The following is a 17,069-nucleotide window of genomic DNA, read 5'->3' on the forward strand; positions in this document are numbered from 1 at the left end:
TAGGTGTGCCGACGGGAAAACAGTCCTCCATCGCGTGCCGGGCTCAGTTGGCCGCGACCGTGACGTTTCGACTTCCGCGTCGAACGGCGACTCCTCGTTCGTTGCCGGCCAGCGAGCTCTCCACAACGCGGCCGTCGTCGGACGACAGAAGCGTGACGGCGCGCCCGTTGTTCCGCAGGTCGTTGCGCGCGACGAGCGCGCCGTTGCTCTCGATGAGGAGGACGCCGTCGCGGTTGTCTCGGACGTCGTTGTCCAGAACCCGGTTACCGTCGCTGTCGCGGAGTCGAACGCCGACGGCGTTGCCGACGACGGTGTTACCGTCGAGCGTCGTCTCGGTGGTTCCGTCGGCCAACGCGACGCCGTACAGTCGGTTCGTCAGCGTCGTGTTCGTCACGCGCGTCCCGCGCGCGGCGGAACTCCAGACACCGGCGACGCGGTTCGAGACGGCGCGACTGTCCCGAACCGTGGTGTTTCGACTCCCGACGAGCGCAATACCGTGGTCGTTTCGGGCCGCCAGCACGCCCGTGAGCGTCGTGTTCGTCGCGTCGCCGACGAGGTGGACGCCGAACAGCGCGTTCTCGGTCGCGGTGACGTTTCGCAGGCGGTTCGAGCGACTTCGGTCCGACAGCGAGACGCCGTAGACGCTGTTTCGCGTCGCCGTCGCGGACGCGACGACGCTCTGATTGACCGCTCGGAGCGCGAGGCCGACCCGACTCTCCCGCGTCACGACTCCGTCGACGCGCAGGTTCGAGACCCGAGTCGCGCGCACCGAGTCGTCCCAGTTCGCAACGGTGAGATTACGTACGGTGACGTTTCTCGTCTGTCGCTCCCAGGATCCGACGACGACGCCCGCGGTACCGAACCGGCCCTCGCCGCGCACCGCGTGACCGCCGCCGTCGACGACGACGTCGTTCGCACTGACGACGAGACACTGTCCGGCGTCGGTCGTGAGGTCCTGTGTCAGTTCGTACCGTCCCGGTTCGTCGAGTTCGGTACAGTCGCCGACGGGCGTGGCTCCCGCGTCGACCTGCGTCGGGCCGACGCCGAGACACGCCTGTGAGAGGCAGACGGCGGCGACGACGAGAGCGAGTTTGATGCCCGTCATTTCAGCCGCGACCCCCGTTCATACGCTCTGGTCCACGAGGGGGAAAAAGAGCGTTTGCCCGCCGTCGGCGAGCCGTTCTGTCGTCGATACCGACCCCGTCACCGGTGGCCGAATCTGTCGTCAGTGGCCCGCACCGGTCGCCTGCAGGCCGACGACGCCGAGGACGATGAGCCCGACGAAGCCGACGCGCGCGGCGGTGAACGGTTCGTCGAACAGGTAGATGCCCGCGATGGCGGTGCCGGCCGCGCCGATGCCGGTCCAGACGGCGTACGCCGTGCCGACGGGGAGGTCCTCGACGGCCAGCGAGAGCAGGTAGACGCTCACCGCCATCGCCGCGAGGGTGCCGACGCTCGGCCAGAAGTTCGTGAACCCGTCGGTGTACTTCAGTCCGAGCGCCCACACCATCTCGAACGCGCCCGCGACGAGGAGGAGTAACCACGACATGGCTCTCTCTCGGACCGTGTGGCACAAGACGCTGGTGTTCGCGTCCCGGCGCTCGCGCTCGACGCTTCGGTCGTCGACCCGACCACTTCGACGGTAGTGGCTTGCCGCTCGCGGTGGACGCTCTCAGCGATGGCCCGACACGACGCACCCGACGCGAGAGGTCGAATCGACGCACTGAGCGACGGTCTGTTCGCCATTGTCCTCACGCTGCTCGTCCTCCAGTTCGAGGTACCGGCCGCCCCTCGCGGGCGGAGCGAGGCGGAGGTGTTGGCGACTCTGTGGGAGATGCGCTCGCTCGTCTTCAGCTACCTCCTGAGTTTCTTCAGCGTCAGCCTCTACTGGCTCGTCCACCACGACCTCTTTCGCCACGTCGTCGACTACGACCGACGCCTCCTCTACCTGAACTTCGTCTACCTGCTCTTCGTCTCGTTTCTCCCGTTTCCCACGGAACTGCTCGGCACCTACGGCGGGGTAGTTGCATGGACGCTCTACGCGCTCAACCTGGCCGTAATCGGCCTGCTCACGACGGTTCTGTGGTGGTACACGGCTTCGCGCGACCTGCTCGAACCCGAACTCCGCCCCCGCGCGGCCAGATTCGTCGTCCTCCGTACGCTTATCGCGCCGACCGTGTTCATACTCTCCATCGGCGTCGCCGCCGTCGACGTCACCTTCGCCTACGCCACGCCGTTTCTCATCGGCCCCCTCCAGTCGCTGTGGACGCGGTGGTTCGACCTCTCCGGCTACTGAGGCCTCGCTGATTCGCCGCACTCGGCCGCGTCGAGGACGTCTCCGACGCGCGGACTGTCTCCCCCGCGTTTGCGCTCGTCTCGTCAGTTCATCGCGGCCGGAATCCGTTCGATGATGTCGGTCGCGAGCAAGCCGTCTCCGTACTCCTCGTCGGCGAGCTCGCCCGCCTGGCCGACGAGCCAGGTTCCCAGTTTCGCCGCCTCGACGCGGTCGAACCCCCGTCCGAGAAGCGACCCGACGATACCGCAGAGCACGTCGCCGGTTCCGGCGACGGTCATCGCGGGCGTCCCCGTCTCGTTCGTCCAGTGGACGCCCTCGGCGAACACCTCGTCCGTCTCGCCGGTCAGTACGACCGTCGCGCTCGTCTCCGTCGCGAACTCGTCGAGCGAACCGTACTGGTCCTCGATGCGGTCGGTCTCGTCGGTGTCGGGGGTGAAAATCGTCCCGTCGAGGTCCGCATCGGTCGCCGGGCGGATGGCGTCGGCGTCGACGACGACGGGGACGTCCGCGTCGGAGACGAGTCGCTGTACCGTCTCGGGGTCCGGGTCGTACAATCCCGGTCCGATGACGAGCGCGTCGCTCCAGTCGGCCAGCGTCTGCGCGGCGTCCAGCGACATCTCCGAGAAACGGTCGCTGGCGTACCGACTGACGAGCAGGTTCTTCGAGTGCCCGGCGACGATGGGGAATATCTCTTCGGGGGTGAGCGCCCGGACGACGTCAGACCCGGTCCGCAGCGCCGCCTCGCCGACGAGTGCGGGCTGATTCGTGAAGTCGATACTCCCGGCGATGACGCCGACTCTCCCGTTTTCTCCCTTGTCGGCTCCCGAGCCCTCGGTCAGTCGCTGCAAGAGTTCGTCCATACCGACGGAACGACGAGACGCCGTAAAGGCAGTGGGCCTGCAGAGTCATGTTCGTGGGTGTTCGCTTCGACGGGTTCGCTTTGGGGTTCGATGCTACGGTCGCCGTTGCCGTCGCTCTCCTGCCGCTGTCGCTGCTACCGTCGTTGCCGTCGCCGCAGATGACGCCGATGCTGCGGATGAGTGATTCGGGATTCAGCTCTCGAGCGGATGTGAGACGTACACGTCCCGAGTGTCGACGATGGTGACTTCTCTGCCGTAGGCGCGGAACGAAAGCAGTCGGTCGTCGGCGACCTCCTCCCTCGGCAGTCTGAACACGGCGTCGAGCGCATCCAGATCTATCCAGTTGTACATCGGTTCGTCGAGTTCGTGCGGCGAACACCCCTCGGCTTGGGCGATGGCAAATACGACCGCTTCGCTCACTGGCTGGTCGTCGTTTACGCTATACCTGACGGCGGTCGTCGGCGGGTCGTCGTTCACGGCTGTGCTGTAGTCGGACTCGCCGAGGGGACCGTTCGACGGACCGTCGCTCCCGTCGTCTCCCCCGGAGGACCGCGTACGACTGAAATCGTCGTCGGTTGGCGTCATCGTCGTTCGGTAGTTAGTGACGAGTCCGGTTGTGTTCGGCCATTCACCGGTGAAGACGTTTATACGGAAGGCCGATAGAAGCCTCGAATCACCGATTACGCGCGTTTCGGCTGAATGATGTCGGCGAGTCCCGTAGCTTCGATGAGCTTGGCTTGGCCGCGTCGAAGGCGTCCGGCGACGGCGCGCGGCGAAATATCGAAATTCGAGGCGAGTTCGTCAAGTGTGGTTCGGCGGGGTTCGTCGAAGTAACCGGCGCGGTACGCGACGGCTATCGTTTCGCGCTGCTCGGGCGTCATGCCGCCGAGCGGATCGTTCCGCCGGTCGGCGGACGGAGAGACGCGCGTGAGCGAGATGGGGACGTCGTTCTCGCGGCAGAACTGCGTGAACGCCGTCGCCCTGTCGCCGCCGGCGAACCGGACCGAAAAGTGCCACTCGACGGGGGTGGCTCGTGCCTCGAGAAGCGTTCCGTCGTTCCGTACGATACCGCGGAGCGTCCCGGCGGCCCCGTGGTTCCACCGCGCGCTGAGGAGTGCCCCGTTGTCCACTCGGTCGATGATGCTGATGCGGTCGATGGCCGGTTCGCGCCGCGCCGCCGATACGAAGGCGTCCAACTCGCCGTCGAGCAGCCAGAAGAAGGGCATCACCGTGTCACCCGTGGGAACGATTCTGTCGATTTCGATACGTGTCTGCGGGTCGTCGCCGATCGATCGACCCAACGCGCAGGCCTGCGTCGGGACGGTGAACGTGACGTTGACACTCATACTCGTGGGGTGAACCCCCGAGTAGATACCACTATCTGTTCTCTCTGTTTTCTGACGCTCTCTGGCGGAGACTAAACCGGCGGTCAGGGCGACGTTTGACGGGTCTCGGCGCTGGCGTCCAACGTATGAAAGCGGTGACGAAGGACGGACGCGAAGTAGAGTGCGCCGAGGTACGCGAACACGACCACGGGGTGATGCTGTACGACGGCGACGACCGGCAGGTCGGGTACGTCCCGTACGAGAGCCTCGAACACGTCGTGCGGACCCGGTTGCCGGTCAGTTCCAGCAGTCTTCGGAGCGTCGGTTACGACGAAGACGAGGAAACGCTCGAACTCGAGTTCCACAGCGGCGGCGTCTACGAGTACGAGGGCGTCGCCGAGGAGACGTACGAAGAACTCCTCCACGCGTCCTCTCGCGGACGATACTTCCACGAAAACGTTCGCGGCGAGCACGACTACCGACGGATTCTGTAGGCGGTTCGGGGTCGGCGGCCGTCTCACCAACTCGGTCGGCGCTCGGCGGCAGGCGGTTCGCAGCGGACGGAACATTCGTGGCGGTGGCGGCCGTAGCTATCGGCGAATGCAGGTGTCGATTTCGGTCGACGACAGGGAGCCGTCGACGCTCGTCTCGGCAGTCCGTGCACACGAGGACGTCGCGGCAGTGAACGTCTCACGACTCGCCTCGGGCGACATCGTCGTCGGCGACGCCCGCGAGACGCCGGTCCGCGCCGACGGGTCGCTCGACTCCGACGCGGCGGTCCTCGTGGCGTTCGAGCGAAAGACGGTGCGCGACTACGCCAGCTCGGTGTTTCGGCGCTCCGGAACTACGCTGGGTGACCAAGTCGAGCACATGAACGCGGCCTACCCGCACTCGTACGTCCTGCTCGAGGGGAACCTCACCGACGTGGACGCGCTCGGCGACCGCGCCAGCGCGGTTCGCGGGTCGATGGCCTCCATCACCGCCCGCGACGCGACGCCCGTGATTCCGTGCGGGACGCAGCGACTCCTCGTCGACGTCGCGGTTCGAATCGGGCGCAAGCACCTCGAATCGCCGTCGACTCGGCCGCTCCGCGCCGGCGCGGTGGCGAATCTGAACGAACCGGTGACGAAGCGGATGTACGGCTGTATCGCCGGGGTCGGCACCGAGACGGCGGCGGCGCTGTACGACGCCTACCCAACGGTCGAATCGGTTCTCTCGGCGACCGTCTCGGACCTCCAGCGAATCGAGGGTGTCGGCGAGGTGCGGGCGCGAGCCATCCACGAGGCGTTTCGAAGCCGCGAGTAGCCGTACCCAGCGCGCCACTCGACTCCGGTGAACACCGCCGGCGAACCCTACCTATACGGGACTGACCGTCGGTCCCTCCCACGCCATGTCGACAGACCTGACCGACGACGACGAGGGGAAACCGCTTCTCGACGGATCGGGAGAGCACGTCGGCTTCGTGGCCGACGTGGAGGACGGAACCGCCCACGTCGACCCCGACCGCGACCTCGACGACGAGCTGAAGCAACGACTGGGGTGGGGACCCTCGGAGTCGGAGACGTACTCGCTCCGACACGACGCTATCGACCGAGTGACCGAAGAGGTGATACGCCTGCGCGCCGACTACGGCGGCGAGTAGAGACCGGTCACTAGGCCCTCGGAAACGGGTCTCGCGCTCGTCACACCCTTCGGGTCGGAAGACGACGCGCAAGCCCCGAAACGCGACTCGACGAACCGCCCGTTTGACCGCCGCTAGAGAGTTCACCCCTGATGCTCGTTCTCGGAGACGCCCACGCCGACGACGCGGCGAACCGCCGCGCGCTGTTAGCCGCGTACCGTGCGGCCCAGGAAAATCCCGACGTAGACGCCGGAACGGCGCTGCAACTCGGCGACTTGCACCACTACGACCTCCCGGTTCCGACCTGGTTCGTCGTCGGGAACAACGAGGCGTTCGACGTCGTCGAATCGATCCGTCGCGGCGACGCCTCGCTCACCGCGTCGCGGCCGCACCTACTGGCGAGTACCGCGGTCGAACTCGATGGCCTGCGCGTCGTCGGCCTCTCAGGGACGTACGCGCCGACGCAGTACGCGAAACCGCGGGCCGAACTGCGCGGCGAGCGCCGCCGCCACTTCGTCCGAGAGGACGTAGCGCGCGCGAAAGCGCTCGGCGACGCGGACGTCCTGCTCTGCCACCAAGCGCCGCACGGCCTCCTCAAAATCGGTGGCCGCGACGCCGGCTGCGACCCCGTCGACGAGGTGCTGCGAGCGCTCTCGCCGGAGCTCTGTCTCGTCGGCCACTACCACCGCCACGCCGAGGAGTCGCTCGGCGACACGCGGGTCGTCAGCCTCGCACCCGCGTGGCGACGGTACTATTCGCTCGACCCCGAGACGCTGGCGCTCACGGCGTACGAGACCCTCGGCTCGGACGCGTAGCGGACCGAGCGAGAGGACGAATTTCGCTCGTAGTGACTGTCCGTCGAACGCGACGTTCGCCGAGCGACTTTGCCGTCTCGGGTCGTCCGCCGACACGTGTTTCGACGGACACTGCTTCGGAAGGGCGCTGCGGCGCTCGCCGCCGCGCAGATAGCGGTTCCGGGTCGCCGCGCCGGGACCGACGGCGTCGACGCCGACGCCATCGTCGGCAGCGCTACCGCAGACACCGTCGACGGCGCGCAGCCGACGTACCGAAACCCCGTCCACGACCGCGTTTTCGCCGACCCGGCGGTCGTCCGCGGCGACGACGGCGGCTTCTACGCCTACGGGACGTACAACGACTGGGGAAGCGCTCGTCCGCGGCGACTGATTCCGATTCTTCGCTCCGAGAACCTCGTCCGCTGGACGTACGTCGGCGAGGCGCTCCGGCGCATTCCGGCGTGGCGAGGCTCCCGAGAGCTCGGACTCTGGGCGCCGGACGTGCGGCGAATCGGCGGACGGTACGTTCTCTACTACTCGCTCACGCGCTTCGGCGACGACAACCCCGCCATCGGTGCCGCCGTCGCAGAGACGCCCGGCGGTCCGTTCGAGGACCGCGGGAGAGTGCTGCAGAGCGACGGCGTCGGTCTCCCGAACACCATCGACCCGTGTCCGTACGTCGAGGACGGGACGCCGTACCTCCTCTTCGGGAGCCACCGGGGTATCTACGGCGTCCGCCTGACACCGAACGGACTGTCGGTCGCGGGCGATCCCTTCCAAATCACGGGCGACGGGGTCGAGGCGGCGTACGTCGTCCGGCGGAACGGCCGGTACTACCTGTTCGGCTCGCGCGGAACGTGTTGCGACGGGCTCGCGAGCACGTACCATCTCGTCGTCGGCCGCGCGGACTCACTACGGGGGCCGTATCGTAATCGGGCTGGAAATCGGCTGCTCGACGCGCCGGGAACGACGATTCTCCGCGGCGACGACACGTTCGCCGCACCCGGCCACAACGCCGTCGTCGTCGACGACAGCGGCGACTGGTGGCTCGTTTACCACGCCTACAAGCGGTCGAACCCGTGGGCGTGGTCGGGCGAAGTGCCGCGACGGGTGCTGATGCTCGACCAACTGGCGTGGAACGGCGGGTGGCCGACCGTCCCGACGGAGACGCCGAGTCGCGTCGCACCGGCACCGACTGTCGACCGGTGACCGCGGGCGGGTCAGTCGTCACCTGCCTTCACTTGTCGTCTCGCCACCGTCGAACCGCACTGGCGAGCGCGTCGACCGCTTCGTCGATGCCGAGTTCGTCGGTATCGAGCGCCAGGTCTGCGCGCGCTCCGGGGTCGTCGAACTCGCCGTGGACGACGTAGACCCCCCGTTCGTCGATGCCGTTCTCGCGGGCGCGGTTGCGCTCCAGACACGTCTCCAGCGATGCGGTCACGTGAACGAGATGGACGTCCGGAAGCCGCAGAAACCGCTCCTGCCACTCACGGCGGTAGAAGGTACCGTCGAGCAGCCAATCGTCGTCGGGCCGCTCGGCGACGCGGTCGTACAGTCGCTCGTACGTCCGCCGCGAGAAGTCGTCCGAGTGCAGCACCTCGAACGGCGTACCCACCGCAGCCAGTCGCTCGGCGGCCCGCGCCGAGACGGTCGTCTTACCCGCCCCCGGCGGTCCGCAGACGATGAGAATCACTCCGAACTCCGGTGCTCGACTCTCTCGCTCCGTCGCTACTTCATTCGTTTGCGGAGGCTATCGAGCGTCAGCGCTCCCTGTATCGCGTACGAGAGCTTCCGGCTCTTCCGCGCGATGGTGGCGGCACCCAGGAGCAACCCCGCGCGCTTTTTGTCGCCGCGCTTCCACGCCATTCCTGCCTGCGTGAGCAGCGACAGCAGGTTGAGTCGGTCGAGCGTGCTTCCGTCTTTCTTTCCGCCGCTCGTGTTCTCGTTCGTCATACGACAGGATACGGCTTCCAGCCACGTAAGCGACGGGGCTGAACGGCTCGAACTGGGTACTCGCGACCCCTCAGACGGGTCCCTCTTCGGCGTGCGAACTGCGGTTGCGGGCCGCGATGCGGTCCGACACCCAGTCGACGGCCGGCGTCGCCGTCACGCCGTGGACGGCCACGGAGATGAGCACGATACAGCCGACGAGCGCCCACAGCCTCGGCTCGCCGGGGAACGTGGCGCTTTCCATCGCGTACGCGAGGTAGTAGAACGACCCGATGCCGCGGATGCCGAAGAACGCGATGACGGCACGCTCACGCCAGTCGCGGTCGAAGCCGAGGAGTCCGACGACGCCGGCCAGCGGGCGGACGAGGAAGACGATAGCCAGCGCGACGGCTACGTCGACGAGCGTGAGTGGGTCGAGCAGTCCCGTGACGAGCGCGCCGCCGAACAGCACCATCATGATCGTCATCAGCGACTGTTCGCCCTTCTCGGCGACGCTGTGGAGCGTCTCGTTGTAGTCGTGGCGGCGCTCGACTCCTCTGAGCACCAGCGCCGCAACGAAGACGGCGAGGAATCCGTATCCGCCGACCAACTCCGTCGCTCCGTAGGCGATGAACGTCCCGGCGAGCGCTTCGAGTCCCTCGACGCTCTGGGCGAGTCGCGTCTCGGCGGTGACGCGGAAGACGAGCGTCGCGAGCAGATAACCGATGACCACGCCGCAGACCAGCCCCACGACGATTCGGTAGGCGACGTCGACGGCGAACCAATCTGCGACCCAGTTCTCGGGTGCGAGACCCTTCGCGGCGAGGGCGATGGCGAGGTAGGTGAAGGGGAACGCGAGGCTGTCGTTGAGGCCCGCCTCGGAGGTGAGCGCGAACCGAACCTCGTCGGCTTTCCCCGGTTGTCCTTCCGCCATCTCGGCCTCGTCGCCCTCGCCGGGCGGTTCGACCTGTATCTCCGACGCGAGCACGGGGTCCGTCGGCGCGATGACCGCCCCGAGCAGCGCGGCCGTCGGGATAGCGAGGCCGACGACGCCCCACCCGAGCAACGCGGCGGCCGCGATGGACAGCGGCATCGTGACGGCGAGCAGTCGCCACGTCGATGACCAGCCGCCGAGCGTCGGGGCGCGGTCGAGTTTCAGGCCGGCGCTCATCAGCGCGATGATGACGCCGAGTTCGGCGAGTTTCTCCGCGACGCTGCCGTACTCCAGCGGGTCCGGCGTGGGCAACCCGACCGGAAGCGAGAACACGACCGCACCTAAGACGACGTAGAATATCGGCAACGAGATCGGTTGCTCGGAGATGATTCTGGGCAGAACGGCGACACCGAGCAGCGCAACACCGAGGACGGTGAGTGCGACGACGTAGGGTTCGACGGCCATACGGGGACGTACCGGAGCCAAGTCGAAATAGCTGGTCCGGCCTGACGAAATTCTAACACGACGCGACCGAGCCGCGAGTGTACCTGCGACTCCCCCGCCGACTACGGCCCGTCGATGTTCCGGCGGCGTTCGGACGGGCTGCGTCACCGGCGTTCTCGGCACGTATCTCCCGTGCTCGCTCTCGGCTCACGTCTCCCCGAGTCACTCTCCGCTCGCCTCCCCTCCGGTCTCCGGACTCGACCCGAGTGATTCCATCGTCGTCTCGGGAGACACCGACTCCCCGTGGAGCAGTTCGGCGAAGGCGATTCGAATCAACTGCAACGACAGCACCAGCACGAGCGGCCCGAGGAACAGTCCGTACCACCCGAACAGCAGCGTCCCCATGATGTACGAGAACATCACGAGACCGGTGTGAATCTTCCGTCCGGAGATGTACGGCCGCAGAACCGTCTGCGGGAGGATGTCGAGGAGCAGAAAGCAGACCACGAGGAGGCCGAGCGGGTAGACGACGAGACTGCCGGAGGCCTGAAACGCCCGGGCGAGAAGCATCAGTACGAGCGGGATGTAGACGAGTTTGCCGACGACGATGGGAACGAGCGTCGCCAGCCCGGTCAGGAGCGCGAGAAGCGCGGCGAGCGGAACCGTGACGGGATCCGGCGCGACGAGGTTGTAGGCGTGGTAGACGGCTGTCGCCAGCACCGCGACGACGAAGATGAGCAGGATGTTGCCGAAGTACAGCGTCTCCAAATCCTTGTCGACGGCGGTCACGTAGCCGTACGCCGCCGTTCCGGGTTCGGCGACGTCCGAGCGGAACCAGTCGGCGACCCGGTCGCCGTCGCGGAGCAGAAAGTAGCCGATGGCGAAGGAGAGCGAGAGATGCAACAACCCGTTCGCAATCGCGCCCAGTACGCCGACACCCGCGGTGAGCATCCCCTGCACCTGTCCGCCGCGGGCGGCGTCGACGACCTGGCTCGGCTGGTCGAGAATCGACTGCAACTGCTCCGGATTCTGACTCCCCGGCAACGCCCCCAGCAGCGCTTGCATCTGCCCGCCAGCGACCGAACTGAGTTCGTTGAGTCCGACGACGGCGACGACGACGACGACGAGAAACAGGGGCAGCAGCGTGAGCAGCAGCGTCGAGATGGCCGCGAGGCCGTCCGACGGCGTCACCGCCCGAACGCGCCGATACAGCGGACGCGTCCCGTAGTACGCGAACAGGCCGAGAACGAGCGTTCCGACGAACGAGTACGCGACGAACGCCAGCGTCGCCGCGAGTACGAGCGTGAGCAGCCACCACCCGGCGGTGGTCCGCGAGAGTGACGTGTCGGTGTCGGCGAACATACACCGAGTACGACGCCGAGCGTGAAACCGGTGGGGGTGAAATTTTACCCTCTCGCCCCCAACGACCTCCCGATGGTATCGTTGACGGCCGTCCGTGGCGCGATCTACTTTCCGACGCACTCGCACAACCATTACCAGTCGTGGGCCGCCTACGACCCACAGGCCGCCGCGAACGACCTCGACTACGCGAAACGGCTGAACCTCAACGCCGTTCGCGTCATCCTCAGCTACCACTGGTGGCGGGAGAACCGCCGCGCCTTCGCGGACGCGTTCGACGACTTCCTCCTCAAGGCGGAGAACCGCGGCATCCGAGTGCTTCCGGTCCTCTTCGAGAGCATCGGCGAGCAACCGACGAAAGCTCGGCGACGGCCGACCGGGGACGCGCCGGCGCTGAAATCCCCCTCGGGCGCGACGATTCGACGACCGTGGCGGTGGGACGGTCCCCGAAAGTTCACTCGCTGGGTCGCAAACCGCTGTATCGACCCCGACGTCGTGCTCGCGCTCGAAATCATGAACGAACCCGGCGAGTACGAACCGCGAGTGAACTTCGTCCGCGAGATGCTACAGGTCGCAAACCAAGCGGCCCCCGTCGTTCCGCTCACCGTCGGCTGTAAGGACATCCGACTCAACACGCAGTTTTCGGACCCGGAACTCGACGTCTACCAGTTCCACATGAACCTGCCGCCGACCGAGAAACAGGCGCGCAGAGAGATTCGAGACGCCGTGACGTTCGCCCGAGCGCACGGCAAGCCCGTCTGGCTCACCGAGTGGCAGCGACTCCGGCAGAGTCCGCGCTCGAACCTCCGCCCGAACTACGCCTCGCTCGCGCCGATAATCGGCGAGAGCGCGCTCGACGGAGACTTCTTCTGGCAGTTGATGCTCAAACCGGCGTACATGCGAAAGCAGCGGAAGAAGGGTCGTATCAACGGGCTGTTTCACGCCGACGGCGCGGTGTTCTCGGCCGCGGACGCGAACGCGCTCGCAGACTCCGCACGGACGGAGTCACGGGGGGAGACGGCCGACCGGTCGGTCGAGTGGACCGAGCGCCAGCGACCGCCGGAGGAATTCGACGTAGGCGGCGGAAACTAAACGGCCGAATCGCTCAGTCGCTCTCCTCGAAGTCGAGGGCGACGGAGTTGATGCAGAACCGCTTTCCAGTTGGCTGGGGGCCGTCCGAGAAGACGTGGCCGAGGTGGCCGTCGCAGTTCGCACACCGAACCTCGATGCGGCGCATCCCGTGGCTGTTGTCCTCCAACTTCGTGATCTTCTCCTCGTCCGCGGCGTAAAAACTCGGCCACCCGCAGGACGAGTCGTACTTCGTCTCCGAGTCGAACAGCACCTCGCCACAGCCGGCGCATTTGTACACGCCGTCGTCGTCGCGGTCGACGTGTTCGCCGCTGAATCGCGGTTCAGTGCCGCTCTCGCGGAGGATCTGGTACTCCTCGTCGGTGAGTCGCTCGCGCCACTCGGCGTCGGATTTCGGGAGGTCGGACTGTTGTTCGCTCATGGCTCGGAGTAAGGGACGACGCCGGTTAGGGGTTCTGTTCGCGGGCGTCAGCCTCGGTCTCGGCACCATTGCCGCCGGCGCGCTCCAGCACGGTTCCGTTCTCGAACCCATCGCGCGCCTCGCGTTTCTCGCGCCGCAGGCGTTCCAGTCCGTCGGCGTGGACGTACGTCACGAGACGTTCACCGCTCCCGCGGATTCTCTCGGGAACGTCGTCACGGACGAGTGTGTCGTACTCGCGTCTCCCGGAGCCGCTTCCCTCGTCTTCCGCGCGCTCGCCGCTCGTCGCTCACTCCGGGAACAGTTCCTCCTCGCGTTCGACGGACTCGATTTTCGCCACGTCCTCGTCGTCCAGTTCGAGATCGGCCGCCGCGAGGTTCGCCCGTATGTGGTCCTCGCCGCTCGCTTTCGGGATGGTGACGACGTTCTCCTTGCCCGCCAGCCACGCGATGCTGACGCTCGCCTCGTCGGTGTCGTGCTTCTCCGCTACTTCGGTCAGTTCCGGCAGGTCGAACACCTTCCCGGCGGCCAGCGGCGAGTAGGCGACGAGGTGGTAGCCGTGCTCTTGCGCGTGGGAGACGAGCTCCGGCTCGTAGAACAGCGGGTGCAACTCTGTCTGGTGGGCGAAAAGCGGCGCGCCCAGCAGGTCGCGCGCCTCGTCGAGTTCCGAGAGCGAAAAGTTGCTCACGCCGACGTGTCGAACCCGACCCGCGTCGACGAGTTCGTCGAACGCCGCGAGCGTCCGCTCGGGGTCGTACGCGTCGATGGGTCGGTGGACGTACAGCAGGTCTGCGTAGTCGATCTGTAGTCGTTCGAGGCTCTCGGTCGTACTCGACAGCACGTCGTCGTAGCCGAGTTTGTCGGCCCACACTTTCGTGGCGACGACGACGTCCTCGCGCGACACACCGCTCTCGGCGAGACCCCGGCCGACGACCTCCTCGTTGTCGTAAATCTGGGCGGTGTCGAGGTGGCGGTAGCCGACGTCGAGGGCGGTGTGGACGCTCTCGACGCCCGGTTCGCCGTCGAGGCCCATCGTGCCGAGGCCCACCGCCGGAAGCGTCGTCTCGCGGTCGCTCACGCGCCGGTACCTCTCTCGGGAGTCGAAGCCCCCGAGGTCGGCTCGCGGACCTCGACGCCGTCGATGTCGAGCAGTCCGGCGAGCGTCTCGATCTCGTACGTCGGTTCGACGTCGAGGGGGTACTCCGCGCGGTGTTCGCGGCAGATGAACGCCGAGTCGAGTCCGGCGTTGTGCGCCGCCAGTACGTCCGTGTCGCTGTCGCCGACGAACAGCGCGCGTTCGGCGTCGAGGTCGGCGAGTGCTCTGTCGACGTAGTAGGTGCTCGGCTTCTTCCGCGTCACGCTCTCGGGGATGGGTTCGCGGCCGTACGCCGTCTCGAACAGGTCGGTCACCCCGAAGTGCGAGAGGACGAAGTCGACCGTCTCCTGCTGGTTCGAGGAGACGATGCCGAGCGGGTGGTCGAGCGAGCGCACCGTGTCGAAGTCGTCGTACAGCGCCTTCCGACCGGCGCGAATCTCGGCCTGCTGGGCGCGGGAGGCGAATCGGTCGCGGGCGGCGAAGAACGTCTCGGCGTCGAAGCCGTACGCGTCGGTGACGCTCGTCAGGCTCTCCGGCGTCACGCCGAGGGTCATCGCGTCCACGTGGTCGTCGTGGGGGTCGTCGACGCCGCAGTCGACGAACGCCTCGCGGGCGGCGCGTTCGAGCACGGCGACCTCGACGAGGCTCACCAGCACGCCGTCGTTGTCGAAGATGATTGCGTCGTACACTGCCGTGAACTGACGAGCGAGATGTCAAAAAGCACTCGCCGTCCGGAGGGCGTAAAACGGCCCGCCGTCGAACTCACCGTCAAACGAATCTTTTAGCGCCTCGCGGCCAACCGTTTTGGCGATGGCGAAGTCCACAACGGTCGACACCGACTGGGAGGGACGATGACCCGAACCGTCGGCATCGTCGGCGCGGGTGCGGCGGGGGTCGGCGCTGCGTACGCGCTCCGAGACACCGACTTCGGCGTGACGATTCTGGAGAAGAGCCGCGGCGTCTGCGGCCGCGCGGCGACGCGTCGCCGCGGCGACTGTCTGTACGACCACGGCGCGAACTATCTGAAAGACGCCGACGACCGCACCGTCGAACTCGTCGAGGAGCTCGGTGACGACGGACTCGTCGCCTTCGACGACCCGGTGTGGACGTTCGACGCCGACGGCGAGATCGCCGAATCCGACCGCGACACGGAGACGAAGTACAGCTGGGAAGACGGCCTCACGCAACTCGCGAAACGCCTCCTCGCGCGAACCGACGCGGCAGTCTACCGGGAGACGTGCGTCGAACGCATCCAGCGCGGCAGCGGACGCGAACACGTCGACGAGGACGCCAGCGGCGACCGCTGGTACCTCGTCGACACCGACGGCGAGTCGTACGGTCCCTTCGATGCGGTCGTACTGACGCCGCCCGCGCCGCAGACCGCCGGGCTCCTCGCGGAGACGAAGTGGCACAGCGAACACCTCCCCGCGCTGCGCGAGGTCGTCGGCGCGGTTCGCTACCGGCCGATCCGCTCGGTGATACTGCACTACCCCTTCGAGGTGGACGTCCCCTACTACGCGCTCGTCAACACCGACAAGGAACACGACGTCGGGTGGGCGTCGCGCGAGGAGTGCAAGCGCGGGCACGTCCCCGACGACGAGAGTCTCTTCGTGGTCCAGATGGCCCCCGACTGGTCCGAGGAGCACTACGACGACCCCTTGGACGAAGCGGCCGGTGTCGTCGCCACGAAGGTGGCGAAACTGCTGGACGACGACCGACTCACCGAATTCGACTGGACCGACGACCAAGGATGGCGCTACGCACAACCGAACGGAGGCGCGAACGAGGAGATTTTGCGCCGCGGCGAGGACGACGGCCTCTACTTCGCGGGCGACTGGGTCGCCGGCGAGGGCCGTGTTCACTCGGCGCTGTGGAACGGCGTCGAGGCGGGCGAGCGGATTTCGGAGGCGTTCTAACGCCCGTCGGCTCCGTTTCGCCGCTTCGATGACTCGACAGCATGCACTGTCGGATATTCGGAGAACCCCCTCAATAGCGGTACAGGGGAGTATATTACTCACTTGCAGCAGACTTAACAAATCCGGCGGACACGCAACAATCGTAATGCGTCCTGTTCAGTTCGGCGGGTCGAGCCCCCTCGACTGACAGGACCATTCGTCACCCTACCAATGTCTCAGACAGACCGACCGACTCCGACGGACGAGGCGGACTCGATACGCGAAGAGTACATTCTGGGCGTTCGAATCGTCGAACGTTCGACTGCCGACGGCGACACCCGATATCGATTCGAGGCACCCCACCACGAAGGCGTCGAGTTCGAAGACCCGGAGATGGCGACACTGTACGCGGATATCTACTTCGACGTGAACGGCTTCGAGGAGGCGGGAACCGGCGAGCGCGGCGTGCCGCCCGAAATCATTCAAGCGGGACGGGACACGCTCGCGGCGTACTTCCTCACGCAACCCGGAACGGACGTCAACTGGGTGGCCTCGTTCTACGGCGTCAAGACGAGCAAAGTCGAACGCTACGTCAGCTGGGTCCGCGAACGCGCCGAGAAGATTCGCGAGGGCGCGGCGGAGCGAGGCGTGGAGTAGCAGTCCAGAACGCTGCTTTTCCTGCTACACTGGTCGTCGCATTTCGTTACAGGATGACGAAAGGGAAAGTCGCGTCTCAGCAGAACAGCTCCCTGTAATCGACGACGTCGAGTGCGGGTCGGTCTCGGATACTCCTTCTCGCTTGAGAGCGTTGTCTGATGCGAGTTCAGGGAGGTCTCTGCAGTGCAACCCAACCGTCTATGAGACACTGGCGTAGTCGGCGAAAGAGCTATCTCGAAATGAGACAAGTATCAATACACCCTCATATTTTAACCAATTATGCGCATAATACGTATATATCACACAGTACCACCACACACAGTATATTTGCTATCATCTCACTATTATAAAA

General features: G+C 66.4%; 22 protein-coding genes. 9 read left to right on the forward strand and 13 right to left on the reverse strand.

Features of this window, described 5'->3' with window-relative positions; genetic code table 11:
* Positions 1–43: 43 nt before the first annotated feature.
* Entirely contained in the window at positions 44–1,105 is a 1,062-nt protein-coding gene (locus tag LAQ73_RS11405) for a right-handed parallel beta-helix repeat-containing protein (RefSeq protein WP_224268404.1), read from the reverse strand.
* A gap of 120 nt (positions 1,106–1,225) precedes the next feature.
* The gene (locus LAQ73_RS11410) at positions 1,226–1,549 is read right to left on the reverse strand and encodes a DMT family transporter (RefSeq protein ID WP_224268405.1); all 324 of its coding nucleotides are present in this window, start codon (positions 1,547–1,549) and stop codon (positions 1,226–1,228) included.
* Between the two features lie 18 nt (positions 1,550–1,567).
* Between LAQ73_RS11410 and LAQ73_RS11415 the strand changes: the two genes are divergently transcribed.
* Positions 1,568–2,296, forward strand: coding sequence for a TMEM175 family protein (locus LAQ73_RS11415; RefSeq protein ID WP_224268406.1), 729 nt, complete (start codon positions 1,568–1,570; stop codon positions 2,294–2,296).
* A gap of 83 nt (positions 2,297–2,379) precedes the next feature.
* Here LAQ73_RS11415 and LAQ73_RS11420 read toward each other — a convergent pair whose 3' ends face one another.
* The 3 genes from LAQ73_RS11420 to LAQ73_RS11430 form a co-directional block, all read right to left on the reverse strand.
* Positions 2,380–3,156: an NAD(P)H-hydrate dehydratase gene (locus LAQ73_RS11420; protein WP_224268407.1), complete on the reverse strand. Its 777-nt coding sequence runs from the start codon at positions 3,154–3,156 to the stop codon at positions 2,380–2,382.
* Positions 3,157–3,348: 192 nt separating this feature from the next.
* On the reverse strand, positions 3,349–3,576 hold the full coding sequence (locus LAQ73_RS17635) for a HalOD1 output domain-containing protein (RefSeq protein WP_255634793.1): 228 nt from the start codon (positions 3,574–3,576) through the stop codon (positions 3,349–3,351).
* A gap of 260 nt (positions 3,577–3,836) precedes the next feature.
* Complete coding sequence (locus LAQ73_RS11430) at positions 3,837–4,502, reverse strand: helix-turn-helix domain-containing protein (protein ID WP_224268409.1); 666 nt, start codon at positions 4,500–4,502, stop codon at positions 3,837–3,839.
* A gap of 125 nt (positions 4,503–4,627) precedes the next feature.
* On the opposite strand from LAQ73_RS11430, the gene LAQ73_RS11435 reads away from it, so the two are divergent.
* From LAQ73_RS11435 to LAQ73_RS11455, 5 genes are all read left to right on the forward strand, one after another.
* The gene (locus LAQ73_RS11435; protein WP_224268410.1) at positions 4,628–4,975 is read left to right on the forward strand and encodes a KTSC domain-containing protein; all 348 of its coding nucleotides are present in this window, start codon (positions 4,628–4,630) and stop codon (positions 4,973–4,975) included.
* A gap of 106 nt (positions 4,976–5,081) precedes the next feature.
* Positions 5,082–5,786 carry an ERCC4 domain-containing protein gene (locus tag LAQ73_RS11440; protein ID WP_224268411.1) on the forward strand — a complete coding sequence of 235 codons (705 nt, stop codon included), beginning with the start codon at positions 5,082–5,084 and terminating at the stop codon, positions 5,784–5,786.
* Between the two features lie 85 nt (positions 5,787–5,871).
* Positions 5,872–6,123 carry a PRC-barrel domain containing protein gene (locus LAQ73_RS11445; protein ID WP_224268412.1) on the forward strand — a complete coding sequence of 84 codons (252 nt, stop codon included), beginning with the start codon at positions 5,872–5,874 and terminating at the stop codon, positions 6,121–6,123.
* Between the two features lie 131 nt (positions 6,124–6,254).
* Positions 6,255–6,917: a metallophosphoesterase family protein gene (locus tag LAQ73_RS11450; RefSeq protein WP_224268413.1), complete on the forward strand. Its 663-nt coding sequence runs from the start codon at positions 6,255–6,257 to the stop codon at positions 6,915–6,917.
* 96 nt (positions 6,918–7,013) lie between these two features.
* A complete protein-coding gene (locus LAQ73_RS11455) occupies positions 7,014–8,105 on the forward strand; it encodes a family 43 glycosylhydrolase (RefSeq protein ID WP_224268414.1) in 1,092 nt (363 codons plus the stop codon).
* Positions 8,106–8,133: 28 nt separating this feature from the next.
* Here the strand turns inward: LAQ73_RS11455 and LAQ73_RS11460 are convergent, their stop codons facing one another.
* The 4 genes from LAQ73_RS11460 to LAQ73_RS11475 all read right to left on the reverse strand — a co-directional run bounded on the left by LAQ73_RS11460 (position 8,134) and on the right by LAQ73_RS11475 (position 11,565).
* Positions 8,134–8,589, reverse strand: a complete 456-nt coding sequence (locus LAQ73_RS11460) for an AAA family ATPase (RefSeq protein ID WP_224268415.1) — start codon at positions 8,587–8,589, stop codon at positions 8,134–8,136.
* 35 nt (positions 8,590–8,624) lie between these two features.
* The gene (locus tag LAQ73_RS11465; RefSeq protein ID WP_224268416.1) at positions 8,625–8,849 is read right to left on the reverse strand and encodes a hypothetical protein; all 225 of its coding nucleotides are present in this window, start codon (positions 8,847–8,849) and stop codon (positions 8,625–8,627) included.
* A 70-nt stretch (positions 8,850–8,919) separates the two neighbouring features.
* Positions 8,920–10,224 (reverse strand): cation:proton antiporter, encoded by a 1,305-nt coding sequence (locus LAQ73_RS11470; RefSeq protein ID WP_224268417.1) that lies wholly within the window; start codon positions 10,222–10,224, stop codon positions 8,920–8,922.
* A gap of 201 nt (positions 10,225–10,425) precedes the next feature.
* Positions 10,426–11,565, reverse strand: a complete 1,140-nt coding sequence (locus LAQ73_RS11475) for an AI-2E family transporter (protein ID WP_224268418.1) — start codon at positions 11,563–11,565, stop codon at positions 10,426–10,428.
* A 72-nt stretch (positions 11,566–11,637) separates the two neighbouring features.
* On the opposite strand from LAQ73_RS11475, the gene LAQ73_RS11480 reads away from it, so the two are divergent.
* On the forward strand, positions 11,638–12,654 hold the full coding sequence (locus LAQ73_RS11480; protein WP_224268419.1) for a glycoside hydrolase family 5 protein: 1,017 nt from the start codon (positions 11,638–11,640) through the stop codon (positions 12,652–12,654).
* 13 nt (positions 12,655–12,667) lie between these two features.
* Here LAQ73_RS11480 and msrB read toward each other — a convergent pair whose 3' ends face one another.
* From msrB to LAQ73_RS11500, 4 genes are all read right to left on the reverse strand, one after another.
* The gene (gene msrB / locus LAQ73_RS11485) at positions 12,668–13,072 is read right to left on the reverse strand and encodes a peptide-methionine (R)-S-oxide reductase MsrB (protein ID WP_224268420.1); all 405 of its coding nucleotides are present in this window, start codon (positions 13,070–13,072) and stop codon (positions 12,668–12,670) included.
* A 25-nt stretch (positions 13,073–13,097) separates the two neighbouring features.
* The gene (locus LAQ73_RS11490) at positions 13,098–13,244 is read right to left on the reverse strand and encodes a hypothetical protein (protein WP_224268421.1); all 147 of its coding nucleotides are present in this window, start codon (positions 13,242–13,244) and stop codon (positions 13,098–13,100) included.
* 114 nt (positions 13,245–13,358) lie between these two features.
* Complete coding sequence (locus LAQ73_RS11495) at positions 13,359–14,147, reverse strand: aldo/keto reductase (protein WP_255634800.1); 789 nt, start codon at positions 14,145–14,147, stop codon at positions 13,359–13,361.
* Positions 14,144–14,854, reverse strand: a complete 711-nt coding sequence (locus LAQ73_RS11500) for an HAD family hydrolase (RefSeq protein ID WP_224268422.1) — start codon at positions 14,852–14,854, stop codon at positions 14,144–14,146. Before LAQ73_RS11500 ends, LAQ73_RS11495 begins: the two co-directional genes overlap by 4 nt.
* Before the next feature lie 162 nt (positions 14,855–15,016).
* Between LAQ73_RS11500 and LAQ73_RS11505 the strand changes: the two genes are divergently transcribed.
* Positions 15,017–16,081: an NAD(P)/FAD-dependent oxidoreductase gene (locus tag LAQ73_RS11505; protein WP_224268423.1), complete on the forward strand. Its 1,065-nt coding sequence runs from the start codon at positions 15,017–15,019 to the stop codon at positions 16,079–16,081.
* Between the two features lie 210 nt (positions 16,082–16,291).
* On the forward strand, positions 16,292–16,717 hold the full coding sequence (locus LAQ73_RS11510) for a hypothetical protein (protein ID WP_224268424.1): 426 nt from the start codon (positions 16,292–16,294) through the stop codon (positions 16,715–16,717).
* The last annotated feature ends 352 nt before the right edge of the window (positions 16,718–17,069 follow it).

Source organism: Haloprofundus salinisoli, assembly GCF_020097815.1.
Taxonomy (GTDB): domain Archaea; phylum Halobacteriota; class Halobacteria; order Halobacteriales; family Haloferacaceae; genus Haloprofundus; species Haloprofundus salinisoli.